Annotated in this window: 27 protein-coding genes; 6 read left to right on the plus strand and 21 right to left on the minus strand. The window is 68.6% G+C overall.

The genetic code is table 11. From position 1 onward, the window contains the following. Positions 1–18 precede the first annotated feature (18 nt). The 3 genes from LRM40_RS07495 to LRM40_RS07505 are packed head-to-tail and all read right to left on the minus strand — an operon-like array spanning position 19 to position 1,534. Positions 19–642 carry a DUF1294 domain-containing protein gene (locus LRM40_RS07495; RefSeq protein ID WP_151122303.1) on the minus strand — a complete coding sequence of 208 codons (624 nt, stop codon included), beginning with the start codon at positions 640–642 and terminating at the stop codon, positions 19–21. A 17-nt stretch (positions 643–659) separates the two neighbouring features. Next, a complete protein-coding gene (locus LRM40_RS07500; protein WP_151122302.1) occupies positions 660–1,202 on the minus strand; it encodes an AAA family ATPase in 543 nt (180 codons plus the stop codon). 23 nt (positions 1,203–1,225) lie between these two features. Beyond that, a complete protein-coding gene (locus tag LRM40_RS07505) occupies positions 1,226–1,534 on the minus strand; it encodes a DUF2314 domain-containing protein (protein ID WP_231067785.1) in 309 nt (102 codons plus the stop codon). Positions 1,535–1,758: 224 nt separating this feature from the next. Between LRM40_RS07505 and LRM40_RS07510 the strand changes: the two genes are divergently transcribed. Beyond that, positions 1,759–2,856 carry an IS110 family RNA-guided transposase gene (locus LRM40_RS07510; RefSeq protein WP_151122300.1) on the plus strand — a complete coding sequence of 366 codons (1,098 nt, stop codon included), beginning with the start codon at positions 1,759–1,761 and terminating at the stop codon, positions 2,854–2,856. A gap of 313 nt (positions 2,857–3,169) precedes the next feature. Here LRM40_RS07510 and LRM40_RS07515 read toward each other — a convergent pair whose 3' ends face one another. From LRM40_RS07515 to LRM40_RS07540, 6 genes are all read right to left on the minus strand, one after another. Beyond that, complete coding sequence (locus tag LRM40_RS07515; protein ID WP_151122299.1) at positions 3,170–3,817, minus strand: HAD family hydrolase; 648 nt, start codon at positions 3,815–3,817, stop codon at positions 3,170–3,172. Between the two features lie 326 nt (positions 3,818–4,143). Further along, a complete protein-coding gene (locus LRM40_RS07520) occupies positions 4,144–4,800 on the minus strand; it encodes a DUF2971 domain-containing protein (protein ID WP_151122298.1) in 657 nt (218 codons plus the stop codon). Between the two features lie 160 nt (positions 4,801–4,960). Next, complete coding sequence (locus LRM40_RS07525) at positions 4,961–5,380, minus strand: hypothetical protein (protein ID WP_151122297.1); 420 nt, start codon at positions 5,378–5,380, stop codon at positions 4,961–4,963. A 302-nt stretch (positions 5,381–5,682) separates the two neighbouring features. Further along, a complete protein-coding gene (locus LRM40_RS07530) occupies positions 5,683–6,306 on the minus strand; it encodes an L-threonylcarbamoyladenylate synthase (protein WP_151122324.1) in 624 nt (207 codons plus the stop codon). An 18-nt stretch (positions 6,307–6,324) separates the two neighbouring features. Then, a complete protein-coding gene (locus LRM40_RS07535) occupies positions 6,325–7,209 on the minus strand; it encodes a 3',5'-nucleoside bisphosphate phosphatase (protein WP_231067786.1) in 885 nt (294 codons plus the stop codon). A 44-nt stretch (positions 7,210–7,253) separates the two neighbouring features. Next, entirely contained in the window at positions 7,254–9,242 is a 1,989-nt protein-coding gene (locus LRM40_RS07540) for a M48 family metalloprotease (protein WP_170288772.1), read from the minus strand. An 84-nt stretch (positions 9,243–9,326) separates the two neighbouring features. On the opposite strand from LRM40_RS07540, the gene LRM40_RS07545 reads away from it, so the two are divergent. Then, positions 9,327–10,706, plus strand: a complete 1,380-nt coding sequence (locus tag LRM40_RS07545) for a glutamine synthetase family protein (protein ID WP_170288771.1) — start codon at positions 9,327–9,329, stop codon at positions 10,704–10,706. 34 nt (positions 10,707–10,740) lie between these two features. Here LRM40_RS07545 and LRM40_RS07550 read toward each other — a convergent pair whose 3' ends face one another. Genes LRM40_RS07550 through LRM40_RS07560 form a run of 3 tightly spaced genes read right to left on the minus strand, consistent with a single transcriptional unit; the run spans position 10,741 to position 13,125 of the window. Continuing rightward, positions 10,741–11,643, minus strand: a complete 903-nt coding sequence (locus LRM40_RS07550; protein ID WP_211372918.1) for an aspartyl/asparaginyl beta-hydroxylase domain-containing protein — start codon at positions 11,641–11,643, stop codon at positions 10,741–10,743. Between the two features lie 39 nt (positions 11,644–11,682). Then, positions 11,683–12,348: a DUF2238 domain-containing protein gene (locus tag LRM40_RS07555; protein WP_151122292.1), complete on the minus strand. Its 666-nt coding sequence runs from the start codon at positions 12,346–12,348 to the stop codon at positions 11,683–11,685. Positions 12,349–12,357: 9 nt separating this feature from the next. After that, a complete protein-coding gene (locus LRM40_RS07560; RefSeq protein ID WP_151122291.1) occupies positions 12,358–13,125 on the minus strand; it encodes an SDR family NAD(P)-dependent oxidoreductase in 768 nt (255 codons plus the stop codon). A gap of 47 nt (positions 13,126–13,172) precedes the next feature. Between LRM40_RS07560 and LRM40_RS07565 the strand changes: the two genes are divergently transcribed. Beyond that, on the plus strand, positions 13,173–13,994 hold the full coding sequence (locus LRM40_RS07565) for a hypothetical protein (RefSeq protein WP_151122290.1): 822 nt from the start codon (positions 13,173–13,175) through the stop codon (positions 13,992–13,994). Between the two features lie 13 nt (positions 13,995–14,007). Here LRM40_RS07565 and LRM40_RS07570 read toward each other — a convergent pair whose 3' ends face one another. After that, positions 14,008–14,568, minus strand: coding sequence for a flavin reductase family protein (locus LRM40_RS07570; RefSeq protein WP_151122289.1), 561 nt, complete (start codon positions 14,566–14,568; stop codon positions 14,008–14,010). A gap of 134 nt (positions 14,569–14,702) precedes the next feature. Here LRM40_RS07570 and LRM40_RS07575 point away from each other — a divergent pair, with 134 nt between their 5' ends. Further along, the gene (locus LRM40_RS07575; protein ID WP_170288770.1) at positions 14,703–16,229 is read left to right on the plus strand and encodes a methyl-accepting chemotaxis protein; all 1,527 of its coding nucleotides are present in this window, start codon (positions 14,703–14,705) and stop codon (positions 16,227–16,229) included. Between the two features lie 29 nt (positions 16,230–16,258). Here LRM40_RS07575 and LRM40_RS07580 read toward each other — a convergent pair whose 3' ends face one another. Beyond that, entirely contained in the window at positions 16,259–16,891 is a 633-nt protein-coding gene (locus LRM40_RS07580; RefSeq protein WP_151122288.1) for an RluA family pseudouridine synthase, read from the minus strand. A 79-nt stretch (positions 16,892–16,970) separates the two neighbouring features. Here LRM40_RS07580 and LRM40_RS07585 point away from each other — a divergent pair, with 79 nt between their 5' ends. Both LRM40_RS07585 and LRM40_RS07590 read left to right on the plus strand, forming a co-directional pair. Further along, positions 16,971–17,468, plus strand: a complete 498-nt coding sequence (locus tag LRM40_RS07585; protein WP_310734145.1) for a YeeE/YedE family protein — start codon at positions 16,971–16,973, stop codon at positions 17,466–17,468. Continuing rightward, the gene (locus LRM40_RS07590; protein ID WP_231067787.1) at positions 17,465–17,932 is read left to right on the plus strand and encodes a YeeE/YedE family protein; all 468 of its coding nucleotides are present in this window, start codon (positions 17,465–17,467) and stop codon (positions 17,930–17,932) included. Before LRM40_RS07585 ends, LRM40_RS07590 begins: the two co-directional genes overlap by 4 nt. 21 nt (positions 17,933–17,953) lie before the next feature. Here the strand turns inward: LRM40_RS07590 and LRM40_RS07595 are convergent, their stop codons facing one another. From LRM40_RS07595 to LRM40_RS07625, 7 genes are all read right to left on the minus strand, one after another. Next, a complete protein-coding gene (locus tag LRM40_RS07595) occupies positions 17,954–19,165 on the minus strand; it encodes an ABC transporter permease (RefSeq protein WP_151122287.1) in 1,212 nt (403 codons plus the stop codon). Next, positions 19,165–19,917 carry an ABC transporter ATP-binding protein gene (locus LRM40_RS07600; RefSeq protein ID WP_151122286.1) on the minus strand — a complete coding sequence of 251 codons (753 nt, stop codon included), beginning with the start codon at positions 19,915–19,917 and terminating at the stop codon, positions 19,165–19,167. The genes LRM40_RS07595 and LRM40_RS07600 overlap by 1 nt, the downstream gene beginning before the upstream one ends. Beyond that, a complete protein-coding gene (locus LRM40_RS07605; RefSeq protein WP_151122285.1) occupies positions 19,914–21,215 on the minus strand; it encodes an efflux RND transporter periplasmic adaptor subunit in 1,302 nt (433 codons plus the stop codon). The genes LRM40_RS07600 and LRM40_RS07605 overlap by 4 nt, the downstream gene beginning before the upstream one ends. Beyond that, complete coding sequence (locus LRM40_RS07610; RefSeq protein WP_151122284.1) at positions 21,212–22,711, minus strand: efflux transporter outer membrane subunit; 1,500 nt, start codon at positions 22,709–22,711, stop codon at positions 21,212–21,214. Before LRM40_RS07610 ends, LRM40_RS07605 begins: the two co-directional genes overlap by 4 nt. A gap of 172 nt (positions 22,712–22,883) precedes the next feature. Continuing rightward, positions 22,884–23,657 (minus strand): ferredoxin--NADP reductase, encoded by a 774-nt coding sequence (locus LRM40_RS07615; RefSeq protein WP_151122283.1) that lies wholly within the window; start codon positions 23,655–23,657, stop codon positions 22,884–22,886. A 182-nt stretch (positions 23,658–23,839) separates the two neighbouring features. After that, a complete protein-coding gene (locus LRM40_RS07620; RefSeq protein ID WP_151122282.1) occupies positions 23,840–25,024 on the minus strand; it encodes a CaiB/BaiF CoA transferase family protein in 1,185 nt (394 codons plus the stop codon). A 319-nt stretch (positions 25,025–25,343) separates the two neighbouring features. Continuing rightward, entirely contained in the window at positions 25,344–26,534 is a 1,191-nt protein-coding gene (locus tag LRM40_RS07625; RefSeq protein WP_151122281.1) for an acyl-CoA dehydrogenase, read from the minus strand. Between the last annotated feature and the right edge of the window lie 184 nt (positions 26,535–26,718).

The following is a 26,718-nucleotide window of genomic DNA, read 5'->3' on the forward strand; positions in this document are numbered from 1 at the left end:
CTGAGTTTGGCAAGGTGTTCATGCCGGGCGGCGCAGCGCCAACAGGCCATCCAGGCCAGCGTGCAGCCCCACGAATCCGGCCACGTTGGCGATGACCGTCACCCAGAACATGGCGACGAAGGATGTCTTGCTGGTCTTGTGGCGCAGAAGCTGCTGCGCGACGAGGGCGCCGGGCCATCCGCCGACCAGCGCCAGTGCGTGCAGCGTGTTCTCCTGCGTGCGCCACCGGTTCTGGCGGGCCGCGGATTTGTCGAAGGCGTAGGCGAAGAAGGTGACGGCGCTGGCGGCTGCGTAGAAGGGCAGCACGTGAGGCATCAGCCCCCATCGCCTGGCCACCAGGTACGCCAGCACCACAAACGCCGGAATGGCCAGCGTACGCGCCAGTGACCAGGGCGCAGGCGCCTCCGGGCGGGCGCGGGATGCGCTGCGTGCGCGAACGGGATATTGCACGGCCTGCGCGCGCTTCTTGCCATTGGGGCCCAGGGCCACCTCGAAGCTCAGCACCTGGCCGACCTGTGGCCGCCCCGTGCCGGCCGGAAAGGCCTTGATGTGAACAAAGATATCCTGGCCGCCCTGCGTGGGCTCGATGAAGCCGAAGCCGCGGTCGTCATGCCAGGTGGTCAGGGTGCCTTCGAATCTCATGGTGGGCGGTGACACATTCAAGAAGCGGACGGGCCGGCAAGCCGGACCGACTGAAGAAGACGTTGTGCATCCCGGGCACTTCGCACCTCGTGCCAGCGCAGGTGCGCGAAGGCCGGCTCCTGCCGGAGACGGGTGTACTTTGCGACGTTCTTGCCGTAAGTGGTGAGCGACCAGAGCAGGATGCTGTCGCGCGAGAAGAATGCCTTGCGCAGAGACTCCGTGTTGCCGGCCCAGAGCTTTTCCCGCATGAAGCAGCGACGCAAGGTTCTCTTGAGCACCCGGCTGAAGACGGTCATTCGCCCCATGTTGAGCCACACGATGTCCGTGGCCCTGGGCCAAAGAATGTCGCGGACCACGCTGTAATTCCCGTCAACGACCCAGCGTTCGCCCACCGTGGCCTCCGCCACCAGCCGCCGGAACCCCTCGTCGTCACGCTCAACCCAGTTCGGCAGCCAATGCAGTGCGTCGAGTTCGATCCGGGGAATCGCCAGTTCTGAGGCGAGTGCCTCGGCCAGGGTGGACTTTCCGGAGCCGCTGGTGCCGACGATGATGATGCGCATGGTGACGTCTGGGGAGTTCAGCATCAGGCATTCGCGGCATGAATCTGAATGACATGCCTTGCCTCAAAGAAGACCTTCATGCCTGACTTGATGCCTTTTGTGCAGTAAGGATCGTTGTCGAGTAGACCTTCGTATTGGCCAAGGCCCAAGCGACGCTCGATGATGACCCACATGCGCTCGACTTCTTCCGTCTCGACACCAGCGTCGTCTCGAAGAGCGATGCGAAACACCAGCTTGACGATCTGTTTCGGGCGAAGCAAATGCCTTTTGAAAACATTTGGAATCCAGAAGGTTTTTGGATGCGCACGATGGAGTTGAACACCGTCGTCCAACTCCCACCCGTCAATCTGCAGATTCGCAAGCCTCATACTGCCGTTGTGGTCATGGATGCGTAACGTAGAAATAAAGGGCGCCGAGCGCAGCGAGGGGAGCCAAAAGCTTGCTTTGGGCCGTCCCGGTTGATTGAATACGAAGGGACTTCCCCAGTCCTGTGACGGTATCGAGGTACCAAGATTGACCTGTTGCGGAAGTTCAATCTGAACGGAAAGGGGAAGTCATGGCGGAGATTACACGCAGCGCGGTGGCGCGGGTAGGGGTGGATCTGTCCAAGCGCGTGTTCCAGGTGCATGCGGTGGATCGCGGTGGCCGAGTGCTGGTGGCCAAGCCGATGTCGCCCGAGCGATTCTTTGTCTGGTGTGCCGAACTGCCTGCGGGCTGTCTGGTGGCGATGGAAGCCTGCGGTGGCGCACATCATGTGGCACGCCGTCTGCGTCTGCTGGGCCTGGATGCGCGGCTGATCGCCGGGCACTTCGTCACGCCTTACCGCATGGCCGGACGCAGCGGCAAGAACGACGCCAATGACGCGGCGGCGATCTGCGAAGCCGCGGGCCGCCCGCACATGCGCTTCGTGCCGGTCAAGACCGCCGCGCAGCAAGGCCAGCTGGCCGTGCACCGGCTGCGCGAGGGCTTCAAGGAAGAACGCACCGCACTCATCAACCGCATCCGCGGCCTGCTCACCGAGTTCGGCCTGGTGTTCCCGCAAAGCCCCGAGGCGCTGCGCAAGGTGCTGGCCGAGGTGATCGAAGACGGGGCCAATGAGTTGCCCGGCGTGGCCCGCCTGGCGCTGCAGCGCGCGCACCTGCACTGGATCGACATCGACCTGCAGATGGCCTGGTGCGACGAGCGCATCGCCAGCCACGTGCGGTCCGATGACCGTGCCAAGGCAGCGGCCACCTTGCAGGGCATCGGCCCGGTCACCGCCTCGGCCCTGGTGGCCAGCGTGGGCGACTTCAGCCAGTTCGACAACGCCCGCCAGTTCGGTGCCTGGCTCGGCCTGGTGCCCAGCCAGAACTCCACCGGCGGCAAGGCCTGCCTCGGGCGCATCACCAAGCGCGGCGACGACTACCTGCGCACCCTGCTGATCCAGGGCGCCAAGTCCGCCGTGATGAGTGCCGGCAAACGCACCGATCGCATCAGCCTGTGGTTGGTGCAACTCAAGGAGCGCGTGGGCTGGCAAAAGGCTGTCGTCGCGCTGGCCAACAAGAATGCCCGCATTCTGTGGGCCGTTCTGACGCGTGGCGTGGCGTTCAACCCCGACCACATCCCCGAACCACCCGCGGCACGCTGCTGTCTCCGACCCCAGCCCGCGGCCTGAGCCCGAAGACAAAACCCTCGATTCCACAACCGGACGTGCGCCCGAAGATGCCCACCACAGGTCAGACCGGCGGCAGGTGAACTCGATAACCCTTGCGTGCGCAAAGCACGTCGAGTGAATGGAGCCCTGCCGAGCGGTTCGTATCTGGGGCCTCGGTGAACACCACCGACACAAGCCCGCCTGTAGATGTGCAGTCTGTCCTTCCACGGTGGCGCCTTCGATCACCACGTCCTGCTATTCACCTGAAAGGAATACGGCTTGGGAAGAAGAACACTGAACACCGTTGACTCAGCGGGAAGTCCCTGTAGAAGTGTTAGGTGCTTGTTTTTGCATTTGGAAACCATGCTTCAATGTGCTGGACAGCGTGATTAAGTGAGTCAAGTTCTATTAAACAATTAGAAGTGTCTGGTTTTATAAGGTCGGGCACTGCTACAACCTGCATTCCTGCTGACACGGCTGATTTTATCCCGTTCTGACTATCTTCAAACGCCAGACATTTTTCAGGAGAAATGCCTAACCGCAGTGCTGCGAGTAGATATACAGATGGGTCGGGTTTGCCTTTTGGAACTTCATTTCCACCTGCAAAGGAATGGAAATACTCCGCTAGACCAACGGCTTCAAGCCGCTGTTTGATTTCAGTGGTGCTGCTTGATGATGCAATTGCACAAGGAATTTCACGTTTTCTTAAACCAGTTAGAAGTTCTGTTGCGCCTGGTTTGGCAGGGAAAACTCTCAGTTTGGAAATGACAACTTGGCGAATTTCTTCAAGGGCTTTTTCCCCACCAAGAAATGATGCAAGTTGGGCATCGGCTTCTGCCGAGGCTCGCCCAACGACAGAAGTGTATTGCGAAGTGGAAATGGTAATTCCACGTTCCTGAGCTGCGGATTGCCATGCATCTCTTATCGCTCGCTCGGAGTCAATTAAAAGACCGTCCATATCGAATACCGCAGCGCTGAACATAAGGCACCTAACGAGGCTGTAGAAAAAGTCTGATCATGAAGAACCACCCAAAACCCAGGGGATCTTCACCCCTTGCCCATCCCTCGATCGGCGATCCTGGATCGATCTGAGCGGTCGATTTTTCAGCCCAAGCATCCAATCAGCGCTTCAAAGGGTTTTGCTACGGCCTCAACGCCTGGTTAACCGGCACCGGAAGCCGTTAGGCTGGAGGGTGCCAATAGCGGGCATAAAAATGCCGAAGGCATGCCCGCTGTTGGTGTCCGCGTTGAACCCCCAGTTAGGCTGGGGAGCGTAGGCACAGTGTTGCACTTGCACTATTTGATTCTTCAAGATGCATCTGCCTTTGTTGCTGCTTGGTTCTCAAGCACCTCAAAGCGAATGAAGGCGATTCGCGCCTGGATGACCTTAGCATCTGATGCTCGTTTTGCCAGCAACTCCTGAACACCCTGAAGAGGTAGATCGCACTTGGGGCCCAGTATTACCTCCCGAAGATTGATGTTGTCCGAGAATGGCATGAAGTATTTTCCAGCCTCGACCGAATCATGATCTAGTTCGACGAAAAGGCGAACTTCGTTTTCATACTTCCAATCGTGGAACTTCGTTCGGATGAGCCTGTCCACGAGTTCTCGTGGTGGACGGCCTTTGCTCAGATGAAGATCAACGTTGAGTAGGCTTTTGGCGTAGATAACGGTGGCAAGGTAGGAGTCAGGTATGTCGAAACCTAACGCGATGCCACTGTGCTTTTCTGCGTAGTGTCCCCACAGAACAGGGTTCTTCCAATTTCGGCTGAAACAAATCAGGCCTTTGGATTGGTTCAGTTCATCCTTGACCCGCTTGAATGCGGCTCGCTTTGTCTTGTCGGCCAGGTTGACGGCGAGCAGTTCAAATGGGTCATTCAACTCAGCAAACCGCGAAATCTTTATCCGTCGCAGCGCAATGTTGCTGATTCCGTATTGAGCACCAGTAAGGTCGTAGACGCGCATGAAAAAGCCTAACGCCCAGGTTAACCGGCGCCGGAGCGCGAAGCGCGTAGGGTACCAACACTGGCCATGAAAATGCCGCAGGCACGGCCAGTGTTGGCGTCCGCGTTGAACCGACAGTTAGGCTGAGGACAGGTGTTTGGCATAGAAAAATTGCCCCACTTTAATGATCTTGGTGGCTATTAGGCGTCCGTTGCCAACGCTTTGCCAAAGCAAAAGCTCGGTGCCTATCCGCTTGGCTGAATCGCTTGTTTTGAGCAACTCGCTCTAGCGCCGTGGCTAGAGGCTCATTTATATGAAGTCCTTGTTCTAGCCAAGTGATGGCAAGTGTGCCCCAGTAAGTGCTCAAGTCGTCCTTGGTCAGCGCAAACAGAGTAATGTGCTCAACTGATGCGCGATCAATCTCCTGCCGCGAGAGTCCGACGATAGCTAATGCGCTGGAAATGGTTGATTGCACTTGCTGCAATGGATATTCAAGAAGCGCCAGAAGGGGAATGAAGGACTGTCCAGAACGCACCGCCTCAAGCCCTTCGCGGTGAGTCGCGAGGATCTGGAAAATGGACTCGATTGGCTTGTTGTTCATGTGCGCAAAGGGCCTAACTGGTTATATATGTCAAAAGTGACGCATAACATCCCGACGTGACGGATAACATTCCAGTGCATTGCAGGCCAAGTGCTTGTCGGGATTGAAAAATTTTGCTTGCGTGCAGAATAACATCCCGTACAGAAGCGTCAAAAGCATCAGAATCCCCCCATTTGGGGGTGAGCGGAGCGCTGCTTAGCCGTGTTCGGCCCACGGCGCGGGCTGCGCCGGCTGTTAGGGCCACAGGCCGGAGCGGGTTCTTGGAGGGAAAGGATGGGGGGCGCCTTCCCAGGCGCCCGCCCTCACAAACCCAGTTTCGCCGGGTCGCCGCGTCCTGGGCGCACCACGGTCGGCTCGTCGCCGGTCAGGTCGATGATGGTGGAGGGTTGGCCCGGGCAGCCGGGGGCGCTGATGACGCCAGCAAGTTGTTTTTCAAACCGGGCGCGAATCTCGTCCGGGTCGTTCAGCGCGTCGGTTTCGCCGGGGGGGATGAAGGTGGTGGCCAGCACGGGCTGGCCCAGTTCTTCCAGCAGGGCCTGCATCACCGGGTGGTCGGGCACGCGCAGGCCGATGGTGCGGCGCGAGGGGTGCGAGAGCCGGCGGGGCACTTCCTTGGTGGCCTCCAGGATGAAGGTGAAGGCGCCGGGCGAGCCCAGTTTGACCAGGCGGAACTGGCGGTTGTCCACCATGGCGTAGGTGGACAGCTCGGACAGGTCGCGGCACAGCAGGGTCAGCAGGTGCTTGTCGTCCATCTGCCGGATGCGGCGCACCTGGTCCACGGCGTTCTTGTCGTCCAGGTGGCAGACGAGGGCGTAGCTGGTGTCGGTGGGCACCGCCAGCACGCCGCCCTTCTGGATGAGCTGCACGGCCTGCTTGATCAGGCGGGGCTGCGGGGTTTCAGGGTGGATTTCGAAATACTGGGCCATGCCCAGCATTGTGCGCGCTCAGGCGTCGCACAGTGGCGCCGGGGCGCGTTGGGCGGGCAGGCGGTCCTGCCACAGGCTCCAGATGGGGGTGACTTTGCCGGGCAGGTCGGGCAGGCTGCCAGGCTCCACGCGGCTTTCGCCGGGGGCGTGGAAGTCGCTGCCGCGCGAGGCCAGCAGGCCGAATTCGCGGGCCATGTCGGCGTACTTGGCCACTTCGTCGGGGAAGTGGCTGGCGCAGGTCACTTCCACCCCCTGGCCGCCGTGTTCCTTGAACTCGGAGAACAGGGCGTATTCGGCCGTGGGGCTGAAGCGGTAGCGCGCCGGATGGGCGATGGCCGCCACGCCACCCGCGGCGCGGATCCAGCCCAGCGCCTCGCCCAGGCCGGCCCAGCGGTGTTCCACGAAGCCGGGCTTGCCTTCCTTCAGGTAGCGCTGGAAGACCTCGTGCACGCTGCTGCAGTGGCCGTGGTCCACCAGGAAGCGGGCGAAGTGGGTGCGCGAGACCAACTCCGGGTTCTCGGCGTAGGCCAGGGCGCCTTCGTACGCACCGGGAATGCCGGCGCGGGCCAGGCTCTCGCCCATGGCGCGGGCGCGGCCTTCGCGGCCGGCGCGCAACTCGTGCAGGCCTTGCACCAGGGCCGGGTGCGCGGGGTCCACGTCCAGGCCCAGGATGTGCACGGTTTCACCGGCAAAGGTGACGGACACCTCGACGCCGGGGATGTAGACCATGCCCAGGCGCCGCGCCTCGGCGGCGGCTTCGGCCTGGCCGGCCAGCTCGTCGTGGTCGGTCAGGGCCCACAGCTGCACCCCGCCCGCGTGGGCACGCCGCGCCAGTTCGCTGGGGCTGAGGCTGCCATCCGACGCGGTCGAGTGGCTGTGGAGGTCGGCGTTCAAAAGGTGCACTGCAGCATTGTAGGAAGCGGGGGCGGGCGCGCTGGGCGTGGGGTCTATGCCTTGCGCGCCAGGCCGGTGTGGATGCACTGGGCATCGTCGGCGCGGAACTGCTGCACCAGGTCGGCCCGGTCCAGGGGCTTCCATTCGGGGTGGGCCAGGTCGATGACGCACCAGTCCAGCGGCAGGGCCTCGGCCAGCTGCCGGGCCAGTTCAGGGCCCCAGACCTGCGGATCCGGCTGCACCAGGGTGCGCGAGCGTTCGATCACCAGCAGGTGCAGGGCCCAGCCCTTGGCCATGGTGGAGGTCTTGCGCCAGTGCCAGGCGCGGCCCACGGCATGTTCGCCCTGCAGCAGGGCCAGCACCGGTCGCAGCACCCGGGTGGGCAGGCCGCCGGGCAGGAATTTCTGCTCGCCCTGGCAGTCGTGCAGCACGGTCAGGGCGGCCTGGGCCTCGTCTTCCAGCGCACGCAGGCGCACGCGGGCGGCCTGCAGGGCGGCAAAGTCCTCGCGCAGGCTCAGCTGCTGGATGAGCAGCCGGGCGGCGGGCACCCGCCAGCGCGGGTCGGCGGCCAGGGTTTCGGCATAGGTGGCCGAGGCGCGGCCCTCGTCGGCCAGGGTCTGCAGCAGGCGCAGGGCCTCGGCCTGCTCGGGCAGCAGTTCCGGCTGGCAGGTCAGGGGCTCGACGGGCGGCACCCCGGCCAGCAGGGCGCGGGCCAGGCCCAGGCGGGCCTCGGCGGGGGCCGCGTGGCGGTCGATCACCCGGCGCCAGGCGGCCGCGGCCTCGGCCGGCGTGCCCAGGGCCTGAGTCAGGCGGCCTTGGAACAGGGCTTCGGATTTCTCGAGCGGGCCGTCGGCATCCGCCGCGTTCAGTTCGTCCAGCCACTGGGCCTGCTGGCGCCAGATCTGGTGGCGCTGCAGCCAGGTGTCGGCCTGCTGGGTCTGCCAGGCGCTGTCCAGGGCATCGGCCAGGCGGGGCAGGGCCTGGCCCAGCAGGATCTCGCCCGCGCTGACCGCGGGCACGGTCAAGGGCGAGAGCTTCTCCACCAGGGCCTGCACGCGCACGCGCAGGCTGAAGTCGGGCGCATCCGCCGCGGCGGGCGTGCGCAGGGCGTCCTGGGCCCATTGCGGGGCTTCGGGGTGGCGCAGGCTCTGGCGCATCAGCACCCGCAGGTCGCGCATGGGGTGGGCGTTCGGGCGGCGTTCGCTGCGGGCGGCGGCCCACACCTGGGGCCAGAACTGCTGGGACAGGTAGCGCGCCTGTACCGCCCGGGCGATCAGCGCATCGGCCAGGATGCGCTGGCCGGTGGCGCCGGTCCAGCGGGCGGCCCAGGCGTCGGCGGCCGGGCCGTTCAGGCGCTCGCTCACCAGGGCCCGCAGCAGGAAGACCCGGGCCAGGCGGTGCCACAGGAGCAGGCCCCAGCCGGTGGCACGGGGGCCGGGGGCCGGGGGCAGGCGTTCGGCCAGCAGGCCGTGCCAGCGCTGGCGCCAGTGGGCCATCCAGCTGGCCAGGGAGCCGCGCCGCAGGCCGTGCATCTCGCGGGCCAGCAGGGCGGCAAACTGCGGCCCGTCCAGCCCCATCAGCAGGGGCAGGCCGATGCGCAGCTGCGGCCGGCCGCCCCCCAGCAGGCCCAGCGGGCTGGTGGGCAGCACGCGCAGCTCTTGTTCGGGGGTCAGGCGCACCTCGCCCAGTGGGCGGGCATGGGCGGCCTCGGTCAGGCGCTGCAGCAGCTCGTCCAGCCGGGGCAGTTGGGCCAGGGTCAGCACCACGCCGTCCTGCGGCGGCGGTTCCGGGCGCCACAGGGCCGCGCTGGCCCACAGCAGGGCGGCGCCCAGCGGTGCCAGGGCCCACCACCACGCCGAGCCGCCGGCCAGCCACAAGCCCAGGGGCAGCAGCAGGGCGAGCAGGCCCAGCAGCCCGGGCAGGCCGGCCAGCGCCAACAGGGCGGCGGCCTGCAGGGCGCTCAGGCGGGTGAAGCGGGCGGGGTGGTCGCGCCAAGCCTGCTCCAGCAGGCCCAGCTGTCGTCGGAGGGCAGAGGTGTCCACGGCGAGGCAGAAGGATCTGCCCGGATTCTCGCCCGGGTGGGGGCCGCCTATCATGGTGGGGTTGCCGCTTTTCCGGTTCTTTTCATGTTTGCACTGCCCCGTCCCGCCACCCAGCAACTGCGCGATGCCCTGGCCGGTGAACCCGTCCGCCTGGTCGAATGCGTGCTGGGCGATTTCACCTCCGTGGCCCGGGGCAAGCTGGTGCACGCCGACGACTTCGTCGGCATGGGCGGCTGCCGTCTGCCCTCGGTCGTCATGGGCCTGACGCTGACCTCTGGCGAGCCCGAGGCGGTCTTCGGCCCGCTGCTGCCCGACACCTACGACGACATGCAGCTGGTGCCCGACCTGCGCACCCTGGCCCCGCGGCCGGGCCGGCCGTCCGAGCGCACCGTCATCTGCGAGCCCACCGGCGCCCTGCGCACGGCCGCCGGTCCGGTGGATGCCTCTGCCTGGTCGCCCCGGGCCGCGCTGCGCCGGGTGCTGGCCCGCTATGCCGAGGCCGGCCTGCAGGCCCAGGTGGCGCCCGAGCTGGAGATGTTCCTGCTGACCCGCGACGCGGCCGATGGCAGCCTGAAGGCGCCGGCCGGCCATGCCGCCGCGCCCACCCGCGAGCGCGCCTGCGAGGTGGCCTCGCTGGAGCGGCTGACCCACTTCGAGGCCTATTTCGACGATCTGTACGCGGCCTGCGATGCGCTGGGCATCCCGGTCAACGGCCATGCCCACGAGTCGGCCCTGTCGCAGTACGAGGTCAATTTCCGCCATGGCGAGCCGCTGGCCATGGCCGATGCGGTGTTCCGCTTCAAGCGCCTGGCCCGCGAGATCGCTGCGCGCCATGGCTTCCTGTGCAGCTTCGCACCCAAGCCCTTCCTGGGCGAGCCGGGCACCGGCATGCACTGGCACTTCAGCGTGCAGCGCCGGGGCGCCCAGTGGCCGCACCTGTTCGCCGAGCCCGATGGCCGCGACAGTGCCGCGCTGGGCCACTTCGTGGCGGGCCTGCAGGCCGAGGCGGCGGGGGCCATGGCCTTCTTCGCCCCGCACGACATGTCCTATGTGCGCATCGCGCTGAGCAATGCCTCGCCCTCGCACGCCAGCTGGGGCCCGGAGGAGCGCTCACTGGCCTTCCGCATCCCGGCGTCCGGCGCCTCCAGCCGCCGGGTGGAAAACCGCCTGCCGGGGGGCGATGCCAACCCCTACCTGACCGTGGCCCTGACGCTGGGCCTGGGCCTGCATGGCCTGAAGAACGGCCTGGCGCCGCAGGCCGGCGCGGGGGACGATGTGGCCTTGCCGCGCGATCTGCCGACCGCCCTCGACGCACTGGAGCGCAGCACCGTGCTGCGCGAGCTGCTGGGGGCGCCGTTGCTGGAGACCTACGTGGCCATCAAGCGCCACGAACATGCCGAGCGTGCCGCCCTGGCCGACCCGCGGGCCGCCTGGGACCTGACCCACCTGCTGGAACTGGCCTGAGCGCCGGCGGGCGGCGCCAGGGCGTGGCGTTCGTTCAGCCCCAGACCAGCCAGGCGACGATGGCCGCCACCAGGGCCAGCTTGGTCAGCTGGTAGACCGTGCGGTTCCAGTTCTTGAAGCGGCGGCGCCACTGGCCCATCACTGCCGAGATGATGAACAGGCGGTTCACCAGGCCGGTCTTGTCGCCCTGTTCGTTGGGCGAGGCTGCGGCGGCGACGATGTGGCGGCCGAACCAGTGGTTGAAGGCGCGGGCAAAGCCCCAACGCTGCGGACGCTCGATGTCGGCGAAGAAGATCAGCCGGTTCTGGTCGGTGTTGTTCTCGACGTGGTGGATGAAGCTCTCGTCGAAGATCACGCCCTCGCCGTCACGCCAGCTGTAACGCTGGCCGTCCACGTCGATGAAGCAGTTGTCGCTGTTGGGCGTGGCGATGCCCAGGTGGTAGCGCAGCGAGCCGGCATAGGGGTCGCGGTGCGGGCTCAGCGTGGCGCCGGGCGGCAGCTCGGTGAACATGGCCGCCTTGATCGACGGGATCTGCTGCAGCAACTCGGTGGTCTTGGGGCACAGGCGCTTGGCCGACGGGTGGGCGTCGTCGTACCACTTCAGGTAGAAGCGCTTCCAGCCCGACTTGGCGAAGGAGTTGAAGCCGGCGTCGTCGTTCTGGTCGGGGCGGCGCAGCTTGGTGGCCTCCATCAGGGCCAAGCCCTCGGCCTTGATCGTGTCGAAGTTCTGGATCAGCAGGTCCAGCTCGGGAAAGGTGCTGACCGGCAGGTAGGGCTTGTTGGGAACCGCCGAGGTGGCGTACAGGAAGACGTTCACCGGGGCCAGCAGGCCGGAATGGTCGAACACCTGCTTCCAGAAGCTGTGGCGCACCCGGCCGCGCAGGTGCACCACCAGGATGGAGGCCAAAAAGATGGCGGGGATCGACCACTTGAGCAGGACATGGCTGAGCATCCTGCAATTGTCCTCAAGTTGGGCTCAGCCTGCACGGCGTGGGGTGGTGACCTTGATGGCGGTCAACTGTCGGTCGTGCCAGCGCCGCAGCAGGGTCAGGGCCAGCAGGGCGCCCAGGCCGGCGCAGGCCATGTCTTCCTGGGTGTCCCAGGGGTCGCCCTGGGAGCCGAGAAAGGCGTCCGCCCCCTGTTGCAGGGCCACGGCCGCGCCCCATTCGATCAGCTCGTACCAGGCGCTGATGGCTTCGGCCACGCACAGGCACAGGAAACTCAGCAGCCAGGGGCCGGCCTGCAGCCCGCGGCGCACCAGGATCTCCCGGGCCACCAGGGCCGGCACGAAGCCCTGGGCCAGGTGGCCGATGCGGTCGTAGGGGTTGCGGCTGCCGTCCCACAGCGACTGCATCCAGTAGCCCAGCGGCACGCGGGCGTAGGTGTAGGCGCCGCCGTAGATCAGGATCAGCGCATGCACCGCGATCAGCGTGGCCAGCAGCGGGGTGAGCGGAAAGCGCCGGTGGGAGGCGACGAGCACCGGCGCGGCGATCAGCACCGGGGCCACTTCCAGCCACCAGGTGGCGCGGTCGTAGGGCTGCCAGCCCGAGACCAGCAGGGCCAGGGCCACCGGCAGCAGCAGCCAGGCGTTGTGGCGGGACGGGTGTGCGGCGGCGTCTGGGGACGGGGACAGGGCGGTCATGTGCGGTGCTCAGCCTTCCCGCACATCGCCGATGGGCTCGCTGCCGAAGTCGGGCCGCTCCAGCCGGGCCAGCAGCTGGCGGGCGGTGGCCTCGGGCGTGGCCAGCTGCCCCTGGTCCCACAGGGCCTGGAAGCGGCCCTGGTCGGGGAAGGCGGCGGGGTCGGCCCCGCGCAGCTGCTGCTGCATGTCGGTGTCCACCACCCCGGGCGCCAGGGAGACCAGCCGTGCGCCGTTGGGCAGGGCGGCCTGTTCCAGCGCGACCGCGCGGGTGAAGTGGTCCAGCCCGGCCTTGGCGGCGCAGTAGGCGGCACTGCCGGCCATGGCGCGCCGGCCCAGGCCGGAGGACACGTTGAGCACCTGGCGCCGGGCGCTCCAGCCCTGGGTGCCGCGCAGGAACAGGCCCGTCAGCGTCATGGCCGCCTCCAGCCCCACCCGCAGCACGCGCGCGGTGTCGCCGGGGTCGCTGTCGGCCAGGGGCCGGGGCGGGGCCAGCACGCCGGCGTTGTTGATCAGCGTGGCGCGGCCGAAGCGATCCGCGGGCTGGGCCTGCAGCCACTCCAGCAGGGCCCAGCCGGCGGCCTGCGGTTCGGCCAGGTCGTGTTCCCACTGCTGGAAGGGGGTGTCGTCGCGCAGGGCCTCGGCGTCCAGCCCGGTGTGGCGGTGGCGTGCAATGCCGATGACCAGATGGCCGGCCTGCAGGCACTGGCGGGCCAGCGCCTCGCCCAGGCCGCGCGAATGGCCGGTGATGATGGTGAGGACGGTGGGTGTGCGGCTCATGCGGCAGAGCATACGCAATCCCGCCGGCGCGGGCGAGAATGTCCTGCATGGCTGAAGTTCCCGCTCCCAAACCGCCCGACAACGCACCCGAATCGCCCGCTCTGTCGGATGACGCGGCCGCACCGCGCCGTGCCACTGCCTGGTGGCAGCGCCCCATCGTGCTGTCGCTGGGCATCACGCTGCTGCTGCTGGCCCTGGCCCTGGGCTGGCCGCTGCTGCGCTGGCAGCTGTCCCCGCACGACGCCGCGCCGGCCGCCCAGGGCCTGCCCTGGCAGGTGCAGGCCGATGGTGCCGGGGGCAGTACGGTGTTCGGGCTGCACCTGGGCTCCGCCACCCTGGGCGATGCCGAGGGGCTCTGGCCGCAGGACTTCAAGGTGGCCCTGATCTCGGTTCAGGGCCAGGCCCCCGCCCTGGAGGCCTATGTGGAGAGCTTCCAGGCGGCCTTCGTCAATGGCAAGCTGGTGATGTCCGTGGCGGCGGACCCGGACTGGCTGCGTCAGGCCTGGGACCGCTCGCCCCGCGGCGAGGTGGAAGGCGGGCGCGAAGGTGCCGTGCGCCGCCGCGAACTGGCGCCGCAGGACCTGGACGCGGCCCGGCGCATCGCGGTGTCGGCCCTGGCTTTCATCCCGGCGGCCCGGCTGGACGAGGCCACCGTGGTCCAGCGCTTCGGCCCGCCGACGCAGCGCCATGTGGGCGCGGACGGCGTGGTGCAACTGCTCTACCCCGAGCGGGGCGTGGCCGTGGCGCTGCCACCGGCCGAGGGCGAGGCGGCCCGCGCCAAGCCGGTGATCCAATACGTGGCACCGCGCGACTTCGAGCGCCTGCTGCGCGCGCCGCTGCAGGCTGCGCAGGCCGCTTCCGCGCCCTGAGCCGGTTCCCGGCTCAGCGGGCGTCCAGCGGGCGGCCGATGGTCAGGTAGTGGCCACCGGCCACGTGATGCAGGGTGCGCAGGGCGTCCGGTGCGCCCTCGAATTCCCAATGGCCGTTGCGGAACACCGCATCATCGGCCCAGGCCGCCTGCACCTGGCCCAGGAAGAGGTCGTAGCGCCCCTCGATGACCGGCTCGGCCAGGCGCACGCAGTCCAGCCAGGCCACGCAGCCGGCCACCAGGGGGGAGCGGGCAGCGGGCTCGTCGATCAGCTGCAGGTCCGGGTGGGCGAACTTGTCCTCCTCGCGGCCGCTGGTGGAACCCAGCCGCTCCACCAGGTCCACCTGGCCGGCGCAAGGCACGCACAGGGCGAAATGGCCCGAGGCTTCCAGCAGCCCGCGGGTGAAGGTGTTCTTGTCCAGCACCACCGCCACCTTGGGCGGGTCGAAGTCCAGCGGCATGCACCAGGCCGCCGCCATCACGTTGGCGCGGCCCGCGTGGCGGGCGCTCACCAGCACGGTGGGGCCGTGGTTGAGCAGGCGGTAGCACTTGGCGAGGTCGACGCTTTGGCGCATGAGGGGCAGAGGTGATCGGAAAAAACTGATTCTGCGCAGATTTGCCGCGGCTGTCCTCAAGTCTGCCGCCCAGCCGTCGAAACCCCGCCCAGGGTGTGCCGATCCGGCACGCGACGTCTTGCAGGGAACACAACATGAAATTCAGCGCCCGTCTGACCCTTTCCACGGTGGCGCCCGCGCTCCTGTTCTCGACCGCGCTGGTCGTGTCGCTGGCCGGTCTGTTCCGGGTGGAGCACACCTATGCCGGTCTGCTGGCCCGCGAGGAGCGTCTGGCCGCCGGGGCTTCCTCTCTGTACGCCGAGGGCCTGCAGATGGGTCAGGCCCTGCGCAACATCGTGCTGGACCCGGCCGACACCAAGGCCCAGGACAACCTGAAGAAGGCGGCCGAGAACTTCGAGCAGCGCTACCAGGAGATGCGTCCGCTGGCCCAGGGCACTCCGATCGAGCCGATGCTGGCCGAGGTGGGCACGCTGCGCGCCCAGCACCGCGAGGTGCAGCAGGCCGTGCTGGCCGCCCTGGCGGCCGACCCCGCCAGCGCCGTCTCGACCCTCAAGCAGAAGGAAACCCCGGCCTGGCGCGCCCTGCGGGCCAAGGTGATGGACCTGGGCAAGCAGGCGCAGGACATGCTGGCCGCCTCCGACAGCGCGGCGCAGGCCACCGCGGCCCAGGCCAAAGCCTGGGCGATGGGGCTGGCCGTGCTGGCCATCGCGGTGGCGGTGGTCTCGCTGCTGCTGGCCCGGCGCACCATGTGCCAGACCCTGGGCGGCGAGCCCGAGGATGCGGGCCGGCTGCTGCGCAACATCGCCGAAGGCGATCTGACCCAGCAGATTCCCGCTGCGGCCTGCGAAGGCAGCCTGCTGTCCGAACTGGCCCGCACCCAGGGCAGCCTGCGTCGGCTGGTGGGCGAGGTGCGCCAGCTGGCCGATGGCATCCTGACCGCCAGTGGCGAGGTGGCTGCGGGCAGCCTGGATCTGTCTTCGCGCACCGAGCAGGCGGCCAGCCACCTGCAGGAGACGGCGGCCTCGATGGCGCAGATCTCCGGCTCCGTCCAGCAGGGCGTGGCCTCGGCCGCCGAGGCCAAGCGCCTGGCCGGCTCGGCCTCCGACGTGGCGCAGCGTGGCGGCTCGGCTGTGCGCAACGTGGTGCAGGCCATGGACGAGATCTCCGCCCAGTCGCGCAAGATCGGCGACATCACCGGGGTGATCGACGGCATCGCCTTCCAGACCAACATCCTGGCCCTGAATGCGGCGGTCGAGGCGGCCCGTGCCGGCGAGGCCGGGCGCGGCTTCGCGGTGGTGGCCAGCGAGGTGCGGGCCCTGGCCCAGCGCAGCGCCGAAGCCGCCCGCGAGATCAAGGGCCTGATCGCCACCAGCGTCGAGCGCATCGAGAGCGGTGCCGGCCTGGTGGGCGAGGCCGGCAGCACCATCGAGCAGGTGGTGACCCAGGTGGCCCAGGTGGACTGCCTGCTGGCCGAGATTTCCCACGCCACCGCCGAGCAGAGCACCGGCGTGAGCCAGGTGGGCGAGGCGGTGCAGGGCCTGGACACCATGACCCAGCAGAACGCGGCGCTGGTGGAGGAATCCAGCGCGGCCGCGGCGACGCTGCGCAGCCAGGCCGAGGCCCTGCGCTCGGCGGTGGAAGTCTTCCGTCTGCCCGCCTGAATGGGGGCGGTGGCGACCGCCGCCGGCGATCAGAACGGCACCGGCGCGTGCAGCACCAGCGGCTCACCGCTGCGCGGGTGCGGCAGCGTGAGCCGCTCGGCATGCAGCATCAATCGCGGGGCGGCGGCCTGCACCTCGGGCGGGGCATAGAGCTCGTCACCCAGGATGGGGTGGCCGATGGCCTGCAGGTGCACCCGCAACTGATGTGAGCGGCCGGTGATGGGTTCCAGGGCCAGCCGGGCGCCCAGGGCATGGGCCTCCAGGCGCTGCCACAGTGTCAGCGAGGGCTTGCCCACCGTGTGGCTCACCATCTGACGGGGCCGGTTGGGCCAGTCGCAGATCAGCGGCAGGTCGATGCGGCCTTCGGCCTGCGCCGGCCAGCCGGCCACCAGGGCCTGGTAGCGCTTGCTCGTCAGGCGCTGCTCGAAGGCCATCGACAGGGCCCGCTGCGCCGCCGGGCCGCGGCCGAACACCAGCAGGCCCGAGGTGCCCATGTCCAGGCGGTGCACCACCAGCGCGTCTGCAAAGCGGGCCTGCACGCGCGAGGCCGCGCAGTCGGCCTTGTCCGGTCCGCGGCCGGGCACCGACAACAGGCCCGCGGGCTTGTCGATCACCACCAGGTCGTCGTCCACATGGACCAGGGGCAGGGCGTCGTCGGGCATGGAGCGAGGTGGGGCGTGGCGGCAAAACCCCGCATGGTAGTGGAGGGGCCGCAGGCCGCTGCGGCATGGCGGAACCCCCGTGGGTACACTGGCCGCCATGATGCAGTGGTTTCCGACGGGCTGGGCCCATTACCTCGTGGGTGGGGTGTTCATCGGGCTGGGCGTGGCCTGGCTGTTCCTGGCCACCGGCCGGGTGGGCGGCATGAGCTCGGTCTTCTCCAGCACCTGGTCGTTCGTGTCGCAGCGCAGCGCCTTCCAGCAGCCGCGCTACCTGAACAGCCGAGCCTGGCGCCTGGTCTACGCGCTGGGCCTGATCCTGGGCGCGGCGGTGTGGTGGCTGTTCTTCAGCCCGCGCCAGCCCATGCACACCGGCCTGCCGGTCTGGCAGCTGCTGCTGGGCGGTCTGCTGGTGGGCTATGGCGCGCGGCGCGGCAACGGCTGCACCTCCGGCCATGGCATCTGCGGCATGGGCTCCTTCCAGTTGCCCTCGGTGGGCGCGGTGCTGGTCTTCATGGCCACGGCCTTTGCCACGGCCCAGCTCGTGGCCGCCTGGCTGCCCGCGGGAGTGGCGCGATGAACGACGTTTCCTCTTCGCCCGCCACTCCGGCGCAAGGCGGTGCCTACCGGCTGGATCTGCCGCGCTTTCTGGCGGTGCTGCTGGGCGGGGCCCTGTTCGGCTTCGGCCTGGCGGCCTCGACCATGATCCAGCCGCAGGTGGTGCTGAGCTTTCTGCGCTGGCAGGACTTCGGCCTGGTGCTGGTGATGGGCGGCGGCGTGGTGCTGACCGCACTGGCCTATGCCCTGCTGCCGCGCTGGCGCCAAGCGCCGCTGCTGGGGGGCAACTTCGAGCGCCATGCCTCGGCCTGGAACCGGGACACGGTGATCGGCTCGGCGCTGTTTGGCATCGGCTGGGGCCTGTGCGGGGTCTGCCCCGGTCCGGCCATCGCAGGCCTGGGCGCGGGCAGCTGGGACCTGCTGTGGGCGCTGGCCGGCATCTTCGCCGGGGCCTGGTGGCAGGGGCGGCAGGCCAGCACGAACTGAAGCGGGCTCAGAACGCCCGCGTCATTCGTGCCGCAGGGCGTCGATCGGGTCCAGCTGCGCGGCCCGGCGGGCCGGGAAGTAGCCGAAGATCACCCCGATGGCCGCCGAGAAGGCGAAGGCCAGCAGGTTCACGCCCGGGTTGAACAGGTAGGGCACGCCCATCAGCGCGGTGATGCCCAACGAGGCCCCGGTGGCCAGGAAGATGCCCACCAGCCCGCCCAGCGAGGACAGCACCACCGCCTCGACCAGGAACTGCAGCAGCACCTCGCGCGCCAGCGCGCCGATGGCCAGGCGCACGCCGATCTCGCGGGTGCGCTCGGTCACGCTGACCAGCATGATGTTCATGATGCCGATGCCGCCCACCAGCAGGCTGACCGCGGCGACCGCGCCCAGCAGCGAGGTCATCAGCGCGGTGGTGCCCGACAGGGTCTGGGCGATCTGGGCGGTGTCCAGCACGTTGAAGTTGTTGTCCACGCCCTCGGCCAGCTTGCGGCGGTCGCGCAGCAGGGCGGTGAGCTTGTCGGTGATGCGCGCGCTGTCCGCGCCCTCCTGCATCGAGATCAGCAGGGTGTTGATCTTGGTGCTGCCGGTGACGCGGCGCTGGGCGGTGCGCAGCGGCACGATCACCGTGTCGTCCTGGTCGATGCCCATGGCGGCCTGGCCCTTGGGCGCCAGCAGGCCGACGATCTGGCAGGAGAAGGACTTGACCCGCAGTTGCTCACCCAGCGGGTTGCTGCTGGCACCGAAGAGTTCGCGCTGCACGGTGGCGCCGATGACGCAGACTGCGGCGCCGGCCGTCTGCTCCTCGTCGCTGAAGACCCGGCCGCCGGCCAGGTTCCAGTTGTTGGTGAGGAAGTAGGCGTTGGTGCTGCCGGTGACGGTGGTCGACCAGTTCTTGCCGTTGGCCACCACGGTGACGGCCGAGCGCACCTCGGGGGCCACGGCCTTGAGGCCGCCGATCTGCGCCGAGATGGCCTCGACATCCGCTTCCTTGAACGGCGGTGCGCCGGCCGTGCCCATGCCCGGGCCCAGACGCTGGCCGGGGCGCACCTGCAGTAGGTTGCTGCCCAGGCTGCTGATCTGGTCGCGCACCGCCTGGGTGGCGCCATTGCCCACGGTGACCATGGTGATCACCGCGGCCACCCCGATGACGATGCCCAGCACGGTCAGGAAGGAGCGCAGCAGGTTGCGCCGGATGGCCCGCAGGGCCAGCAGGATGGAGCTGGCCCACATCAGGCGGCTTCCTCCTGAGGCGGCGCGGCCGTGACCGGGGTCTGCGCCTCGTCGCGCTCGATGCGGCCATCGCGGAAGTGCACCACCCGGTGGGCCCAGGCGGCCATGTCCGGCTCGTGGGTCACCATCAGCACGGTGATGCCGCTGCGGTTGAGCTCGGCCAGCAGGGCCATGATTTCCTGGCTGCGGGCGCTGTCGAGGTTGCCGGTGGGCTCGTCGGCCAGCAGCACGGCCGGCTGGGTGACGATGGCCCGGGCGATGGCCACGCGCTGCTGCTGGCCGCCGGAGAGCTCGCCGGGGGTGTGGCTCTCCCAGCCGTCCAGGCCCACACGCGCCAGCGCGGCGCGGCCCGCGGTGTGGCGCTCGGCCGTGGGTGTGCCCCGGTAGAGCAGGGGCAGTTCCACGTTCTCCAGCGCCGAGGTGCGGGCCAGCAGATTGAAGCCCTGGAACACGAAGCCCAGCTGGTGGCGGCGCAGGCGGGCGCGGGCGTCGCGGTCCAGCCGCTCCACGTGGATGCCCTCGAAGAGGTACTCGCCGCTGCTGGGCGTGTCCAGACAGCCCAGCACGTTCATCACGGTGGACTTGCCCGAGCCGCTGGGGCCCATGATGGCGACGAACTCGCCGCGCTGCACGTCCAGGTCCACGCCCTTGAGGGCCTGGAAGGCGATGGCGCCCTTGCCGTAGGTCTTGGTGACCCCGCGCAGGCGGATCAGCGGCGGCGCATCGGCCGGCGTGGACGTGGCGGGGCTCACGGTGCGGTGCCGCTCTGCTGTTCGGTGATCACCGCCATGCCGGGCTGCAGGCCGGGGCCGCTGACCTCGGTCAGGCGGCCGTTGCTCAGGCCCAGCTGCACGTCCACGGCCTTGGGCTGCCCGTCCACCAGCACCCAGATCTGCCGGGTGCCGCCGTTGCGGGTGTCGGTCTTGGCGCTGCGCGTGCCGCTGCTGGGCGGGCGGGGGATCAGCATCGACACCACGCTCTTGCTGCCCGAGCCCGACTTGGCGGCCGCGGTGGGGGAGAAGTTCAGTGCGCTGCGCGGCACCAGCAGCACGTTCTTGTGCTCGGTGGCGGCGATGGTGGCGGTGGCGGTCATGCCCGGGCGCAGCGTGAGGTCGGGGTTGGCCACCTCCAGGTCGGTGGTGTAGGTCACCACGTTGTCGGTGATGGTGGAGCCGTAGGCCACCCGGGTGATGACCGCCGGGTACTTGCGGTTGGGCCAGGCGCTGACGGTGAACTGGGCCTTCTGGCCGACCTGGATCTGGCCGACGTCGGCCTCGTCCACGTTGACGGAGAGCTTCATGTGGCTGAGGTCCTCGGCCACGGTGAACAGGGTGACGGCCTGCAGCGAGGCGGCCACCGCGTTGCCGGGCTCCACCGAGCGGGTCAGCACCACGCCGTCGATGGGCGAGCGGATGGCGGCCTTGGTGAGGTTGGTGCGGTTGGTGCGCAAGGTGGCCTCGGCCTGCACGACCGTGGCGCGCGCGGCGGCTTCGGCGGCCACGGCCCGGTCCAGCGCCGCCTGGGCGGCGTCCAGGTCGGTGGCGGCGGGCACCTTGCCACCCGACAGGCGACCCACTTCCTGCAGGCGCTGCAGGGCCACCCGCGCTTCCTTGGCGGTGGCCTGGGCCTGTTGCACGCTGGCCCGCGCGCTGTCCAGCGCCCCCTGGGACAGTCGGACCTGGTCCTGGAACTTGGAGCTGTCCAGCTCGACCATCACCTGGCCCTTGCGCACCCGGTCGTTCACGTCCACCAGCACCCGGGCGACGGTGCCGGAGAGCTCGCTGCCGATGTTGACCGAGCGGGTCGGCTCCAGGGTGCCGTCGGCAGAGACGGTGAGGGCCAGGTCGCCGCGCACCAGGGGCTCGGTGATATAGCGCGGGGCCTGTTGCGCGGCCCGCTGGCGCATCCAGACCACCCCGCCGCCGAGGGCCAGCACCAGCAGGCCGACGACCAGCCAGAGCCCCGGGCGCTTCCAGAGCGGCCGCGGGTCGCCCTGCAGCCAGTCGGGCAGCGCGGAGGCCTCGGGCGGGGTGGTGGTGGCGTCGGTCATGGTTCGTTCCGGAAGAGGGCGCTCAGCGGGTTGTCCGAGGGGGGCGGCGCCGGCGTGGCCACGGCGATGTCGTCCTGCGACCAACCGCCGCCGAGCGACTTGTAGAGCCGCACCAGCGCCTGCGCCTGGTCGGTGCGCGCCGTGGCCAGGCTGGTCTGCAGGCTCAGCAGCGTGCGCTGGCTGTCCAGCAGCGTGGCGGTGTCGATCAGGCCGGCCTCGTGCCGCTGGCGCTGGGTGTCCACCACCCGTTGGGCGGCGTCGGTGGCGGCCTGCAGCGCCTGGCAGCGGTCCACGCTGTCGCGGGTGGCCACCAGGGCGTCTTCCACATCCTGCACGGCCCCCAGCAGCGCGGATTCATAGCTGGCGCGGCTGATGTCCCAGGCGGCCTTCTGCTCGGCGATGAGGGCCTGACGCTTGCCGCCCTCCCAGATCGGCCAGTCGATGTTCAAACCCAGGGCCGTCACCAGGGCCGCGCCCCCGCTGGTCAGCGCCTTCAGCGCGGTGGCCTGCAGGCCCAGCGAGCCGGTCAGCGCGAAGGTGGCATCGCCATCCTGGCGGGTTTTGACCATGCTGTACCACTGAGCCTGCACCTTGGCCTCGGCCGAGCGCAGGTCGGGCCGGCGCCGCAGCAGATCGGCCGGGACGCCCACCTGCAGGCGGGCGATGAGCTCATCGGTGCCTGGCCAGTGGGGGGGCTCGCCCAGCTGTCCCGTCAGCTCGGCCGGGGTGCGACCGGTGAGCAGAGCCAGCTGGTGCTCGTCCTGCGCCACCTCGGTGCCCAGGGCGACCAGACTGGCCCGGGTCTGTTCGGCGCTCTGGCGGGCCTGGTCCTGGTCGAGCTGGCTGAGCAGGCCGGCCTGGGTCTTCCAGGCCACCAGCTGCTGCGTCTCCTCCAGCGAGGCCAGGTTGGCCCGTGCGACCCGCTGACGCCACTGGGCGCCCCGCCACTGGAAGTAGGCCACCGCCACGTCCGAGGTGATGACCATCCGGGCCGTGGCCAGATCCTGGGCGGCGCTGCGCAGGGTGGCGTCAGCGGCGCGGACACTGGTGTCGATGGCGTGGTTCCAGTCCAGTTCCCAGCTGGCGCTGACCCCCACCTTGTAGAGCTTGCTGTTGCTGCTGTCCACCCGGTTGCGGCTGGCCGAGGCCGGCGTCGAGAGCTGGGGTTGGCCACCGGCGGCGATGACTGCGCGGCTGGCTTCGGCCTGGGCCAGGGTGGCGCGGGCCGAGCGCAGGTCGGGGTTGCGGTCCAGCGCGGCCTGGATCAGGGCCGACAGCTGGGGATCCTGGAACTGCTGCCACCAGTGGACCAGGGTGGCGTCGTCCGCCGGCTGGCGGGCGGGGGGCGAGGCCTCCTGCCACCGGGCAGGCACCCCGGCATCCAGACCTTCGGTGGCCGGCGCCGGATCGGGGGCGGCCTGCGTTGGCGCATGGCCGGTCAGCAAGGCCGCGACGAGCGACCACAGGATCGGGCGGGCGACCGGTGCGTGGGGCATGGCCCATGATAGTCAGAAGGTGCCTGCCGCTTGCGTCAGTTTTGCCCCCGCACTTGCCGAAATTGATCTGGAGCAAGCCGGGGGCGTCGTTCCGGCTGGGCCGACGTGACAGCGCCCGCTCAGGGGCGGGCGCTGGTGCGGTGCCGGAGCGGCATCGCACAGGAGGGTGCGCTTACTGGCTCACGAAGGCGCGTTCGATCACGAAGTCGCCCGGCGTGGTGGTGCTGCCTTCCTTCAGGCCGCGCACTTCCATCATGGTCTTCAGGTCGCGCAGCATCTCGGGGGAGCCGCAGATCATCACGCGGTCTTCGGCGGCATTGAGCTGGGGGATGCCCAGATCGTTGGCCAGCTGGCCGTTCTCGATCACGGTGGTCACGCGGCCCTGGTGCTTGTAGGGCTCACGGGTGACGGTGGGGTAGTAAAGCAACTGCTGGCTGATCATCTCGCCCAGGAACTCGTGCTGGGGCAGCTCCTGGGTGATGTAGTCGTGGTAGGCCAGTTCGTTGACCTGACGCACGCCGTGCACCAGCACGACCTGCTCGAACTTCTCGTAGGTGTCCGGGTCGCGGATGATGCTCATGAAGGGCGCCAGGCCGGTGCCGGTGGACAGCAGGTACAGGCGCTTGCCCGGCACCAGGTAGTCGATCAGCAGCGTGCCGGTGGGCTTCTTGCCGACGATGATGTGGTCGCCCACCTTGATGTGCTGCAGACGCGAGGTCAGCGGGCCGTCCTGCACCTTGATGCTCAGGAACTCGAGGTGCTCTTCGTAGTTGGGGCTGACGATGGAGTAGGCGCGCAGCAGGGGCTTGCCGTCCACCTTCAGGCCGATCATCGTGAAGTGGCCGTTCGAGAAGCGCAGGCCTGTGTCGCGGGTGGTGGTGAAGCTGAACAGCCGGTCGGTCCAGTGGTGCACGCTCAGCACGCGCTCTTCGTGGAAGGCACTCATTCTTGTCGGATCCTGGGACAAAGGGGGTGGACAACAGGCCAGGGCCCGAACGTCGCCTGGCGGAAAACCCTGAATTGTCGCTCAAGCCGTATCCGCGGGACTGCGCAGGGTCAAGTCACGGTGTGCTGCCCTCGATGCAGGACAAGAAGAAGCGCGCCGCACGGCGCATGTGCGCGGGGGCTTCAGCGCCCCAGCCAGTCCCGCAGCACGGCGGCGCCATGCTCGTCCAGCGTGGGCGGCGCCACGCGGTACTGCACGGGGGTGGCGGACAGGCGGATCGGGTTGGCCACCAGGGGCACGCTGCCGAACTGCGGGTGGGGCATGTCCACCTTCAGCCCGCGCGCCAGGACCTGCGGGTCGGCAAAGACCTCGTTCAGCCGGTTGATGGGGCCGCAGGGCACGCCGGCATCTTCCAGTGCGGCGATCCATTCGGCGGTGCTGCGCATCACCGTGGCCTGGCGCAGCAGGGGGATCAGCACGGCCCGGTTCGCCACCCGGGCCGGGTTGGTGGCAAAGCGCTCGTCCGTGGCCCATTCCGGGTGGCCGGCCACGGCGCAGAACTTGGCGAACTGGCCGTCGTTGCCGATGGCCAGGATCATGTCGCCGTCGGCGGTGGGGAAGTCCTGGTAGGGGACGATGTTGGGGTGGGCGTTGCCCATGCGCTTGGGCGCGACGCCGCTGGTCAGGTAGTTGGCGGCCTGGTTGGCCAGTGCGGCCACCTGCACGTCCAGCAGGGCCAGGTCGATGTGCTGGCCTTCGCCGGTGGCGTCGCGGTGGCGCAGCGCGGCCAGCACGCCGATGGTGGCGTACAGCCCGGTCATGATGTCCACCAGGGCCACGCCCACCTTTTGCGGACCGGCGCCTTCCTCGTGGTCGGCGCGGCCGGTCAGGCTCATCAGCCCGCCCATGCCCTGGATCAGGAAGTCGTAGCCGGCGCGGTGGGCGTAGGGGCCTTCCTGGCCGAAGCCGGTGATGGAGCAGTAGACCAGGCGCGGGTTCAGGGCCTTGAGGCTCTCCCAGTCCAGGCCGTAGGCCTTGAGGCCGCCGACCTTGAAGTTCTCCAGCACCACGTCGGCCTGGGCCGCCAGTTCGCGGATCAGGGCCTGGCCTTCGGGCGTGGCCATGTCGATGGCGATGGAGCGCTTGTTGCGGTTGGCGCACTGGAAGTAGGCCGCCTGCCGGCTGGGCGTGCCCTCGGCCGTGGGCACCCAGGGCGGGCCCCAGCTGCGGGTGTCGTCCCCGGCGCCGGGACGTTCCACCTTCACCACATCGGCGCCCAGGTCGCCCAGCAGCTGGCTGGCCCAGGGCCCGGCGAGGACGCGGGAGAGATCGAGGACCTTGAGGCCTTGCAGGGCGGTGGTGTTCATCGGTGTTTTCGGTCGTCAGTGTCAGAGGTGGCGCGGGCCGAGGTGCCTGGGCAGGCCCTTTCGCTCATGTCCCCCGGCGGCCTGTGGCCGCCTCCTCCTTGACTTCGCTGCAGGGCCTGCCCAGCCCCCTCGGCCGGTTCAGCGGGGCGTACTTGCCAGCGTGAAACAGCCAAAACGCTGCCTGGTTCGGGAGTCGGGTTGCGTTGCGGAGCGAAGTCAAGGGGGAGGCCGAAGGCCGGGGGACATGAGCGGAGCAGCACAGCCCGGCGACCGAACCTCGCGCCAAGCGAACGCGAGGTTTTTCAGCAGTCCGATCCGTTCAGAAAGCAGCAATACCCGTCTGCGCACGGCCCAGGATCAGCGCATGGATGTCGTGCGTGCCCTCGTAGGTGTTCACCACCTCCAGGTTGACCAGGTGGCGGGCGATGCCGAATTCGTCGGAGATGCCGTTGCCCCCCAGCATGTCACGCGCGGTGCGGGCGATGTCCAGCGCCTTGCCGCAGCTGTTGCGCTTCATGATGGAGGTGATCTCCACCGCGGCGGTGCCTTCGTCCTTCATGCGGCCCAGGCGCAGGCAGCCCTGCAGGCCCAGGGTGATCTCGGTCATCATGTCGGCCAGCTTCTTCTGCACCAGCTGGTTGGCCGCCAGCGGCTTGCCGAACTGCTTGCGGTCCAGCGTGTACTGGCGGGCCATGTGCCAGCAGAACTCGGCCGCGCCCAGGGCACCCCAGGCGATGCCGTAGCGGGCGCTGTTCAGGCAGGTGAACGGGCCCTTCAGGCCACGCACCTCGGGGAAGGCGTTTTCGTCGGGGCAGAAGACCTCGTCCATCACGATCTCGCCGGTGATGGAGGCGCGCAGGCCCACCTTGCCGTGGATGGCCGGAGCCGACAGGCCCTTCCAGCCCTTTTCCAGCACGAAGCCGCGGATCGCGCCTTCGTCGTCCTTGGCCCAGACCACGAACACGTCGGCGATCGGGCTGTTGGTGATCCACATCTTGCTGCCCGACAGGCTGTAGCCGCCCGGCACCTTCTTGGCGCGGGTGATCATGCTGGCCGGGTCGGAGCCGTGGTTGGGCTCGGTCAGGCCGAAGCAGCCGATCCACTCGCCGGTGGCCAGCTTGGGCAGGTACTTCTGCTTGGTCTGCTCGTTGCCGAACTCGAAGATCGGCACCATGACCAGGGAGGACTGCACGCTCATCATCGAGCGGTAGCCCGAATCGACGCGCTCCACCTCGCGGGCCACCAGGCCGTAGCAGACGTAGTTCAGGCCGGCACCGCCGTAGGCCTCGGGGATGGTCGGGCCCAGCAGGCCCAGTTCGCCCATCTCGCGGAAGATGGCGGCATCGGTCTTCTCGTGGCGGAAGGCTTCCAGCACGCGCGGGGCCAGCTTGTCCTGGCAGTAGGCGCGGGCGGCATCACGCACCTGACGCTCGTCCTCGCTCAGCTGGTCTTCCAGCAGCAGGGGGTCGTCCCAATGGAAAACGGGCTTGGCGGCGCGGGGGGCATTCATGGTGGGCAGTCTCCGTGATGTGATTGAGACGAATATTAGGGTCGACAGTCTCTGGGAGGCAAACGAGAATATCGCACTGATTTGTGCGAAATAATCATTCTGGAGCAGGCATGAGCGAAAAGGGATCGGCGGGCTTGGCAGTGAGACCCCCCGGGCCGCGGGGCAATTGGGGTGTCTGGGGTCT

The sequence above is a fragment of the Ideonella dechloratans genome (assembly GCF_021049305.1).
In the GTDB taxonomy this organism is placed as follows: domain Bacteria; phylum Pseudomonadota; class Gammaproteobacteria; order Burkholderiales; family Burkholderiaceae_C; genus Ideonella; species Ideonella dechloratans.

What these genes read in the sequence shown, in the direction of transcription:
- LRM40_RS07495 (WP_151122303.1), bottom strand. Translation starts at nt 642, where the DNA reads ATGAGATTCGAAGGCACCCTGACCACCTGGCATGACGACCGCGGCTTC.
- LRM40_RS07500 (WP_151122302.1), bottom strand. Translation starts at nt 1,202, where the DNA reads ATGCGCATCATCATCGTCGGCACCAGCGGCTCCGGAAAGTCCACCCTG.
- LRM40_RS07510 (WP_151122300.1), top strand. Translation starts at nt 1,759, where the DNA reads ATGGCGGAGATTACACGCAGCGCGGTGGCGCGGGTAGGGGTGGATCTG.
- LRM40_RS07515 (WP_151122299.1), bottom strand. Translation starts at nt 3,817, where the DNA reads ATGTTCAGCGCTGCGGTATTCGATATGGACGGTCTTTTAATTGACTCC.
- LRM40_RS07520 (WP_151122298.1), bottom strand. Translation starts at nt 4,800, where the DNA reads ATGCGCGTCTACGACCTTACTGGTGCTCAATACGGAATCAGCAACATT.
- LRM40_RS07525 (WP_151122297.1), bottom strand. Translation starts at nt 5,380, where the DNA reads ATGAACAACAAGCCAATCGAGTCCATTTTCCAGATCCTCGCGACTCAC.
- LRM40_RS07530 (WP_151122324.1), bottom strand. Translation starts at nt 6,306, where the DNA reads ATGGCCCAGTATTTCGAAATCCACCCTGAAACCCCGCAGCCCCGCCTG.
- LRM40_RS07545 (WP_170288771.1), top strand. Translation starts at nt 9,327, where the DNA reads ATGTTTGCACTGCCCCGTCCCGCCACCCAGCAACTGCGCGATGCCCTG.
- LRM40_RS07555 (WP_151122292.1), bottom strand. Translation starts at nt 12,348, where the DNA reads ATGACCGCCCTGTCCCCGTCCCCAGACGCCGCCGCACACCCGTCCCGC.
- LRM40_RS07560 (WP_151122291.1), bottom strand. Translation starts at nt 13,125, where the DNA reads ATGAGCCGCACACCCACCGTCCTCACCATCATCACCGGCCATTCGCGC.
- LRM40_RS07565 (WP_151122290.1), top strand. Translation starts at nt 13,173, where the DNA reads ATGGCTGAAGTTCCCGCTCCCAAACCGCCCGACAACGCACCCGAATCG.
- LRM40_RS07570 (WP_151122289.1), bottom strand. Translation starts at nt 14,568, where the DNA reads ATGCGCCAAAGCGTCGACCTCGCCAAGTGCTACCGCCTGCTCAACCAC.
- LRM40_RS07575 (WP_170288770.1), top strand. Translation starts at nt 14,703, where the DNA reads ATGAAATTCAGCGCCCGTCTGACCCTTTCCACGGTGGCGCCCGCGCTC.
- LRM40_RS07580 (WP_151122288.1), bottom strand. Translation starts at nt 16,891, where the DNA reads ATGCCCGACGACGCCCTGCCCCTGGTCCATGTGGACGACGACCTGGTG.
- LRM40_RS07590 (WP_231067787.1), top strand. Translation starts at nt 17,465, where the DNA reads ATGAACGACGTTTCCTCTTCGCCCGCCACTCCGGCGCAAGGCGGTGCC.
- LRM40_RS07595 (WP_151122287.1), bottom strand. Translation starts at nt 19,165, where the DNA reads ATGTGGGCCAGCTCCATCCTGCTGGCCCTGCGGGCCATCCGGCGCAAC.
- LRM40_RS07605 (WP_151122285.1), bottom strand. Translation starts at nt 21,215, where the DNA reads ATGACCGACGCCACCACCACCCCGCCCGAGGCCTCCGCGCTGCCCGAC.
- LRM40_RS07610 (WP_151122284.1), bottom strand. Translation starts at nt 22,711, where the DNA reads ATGCCCCACGCACCGGTCGCCCGCCCGATCCTGTGGTCGCTCGTCGCG.
- LRM40_RS07615 (WP_151122283.1), bottom strand. Translation starts at nt 23,657, where the DNA reads ATGAGTGCCTTCCACGAAGAGCGCGTGCTGAGCGTGCACCACTGGACC.
- LRM40_RS07620 (WP_151122282.1), bottom strand. Translation starts at nt 25,024, where the DNA reads ATGAACACCACCGCCCTGCAAGGCCTCAAGGTCCTCGATCTCTCCCGC.
- LRM40_RS07625 (WP_151122281.1), bottom strand. Translation starts at nt 26,534, where the DNA reads ATGAATGCCCCCCGCGCCGCCAAGCCCGTTTTCCATTGGGACGACCCC.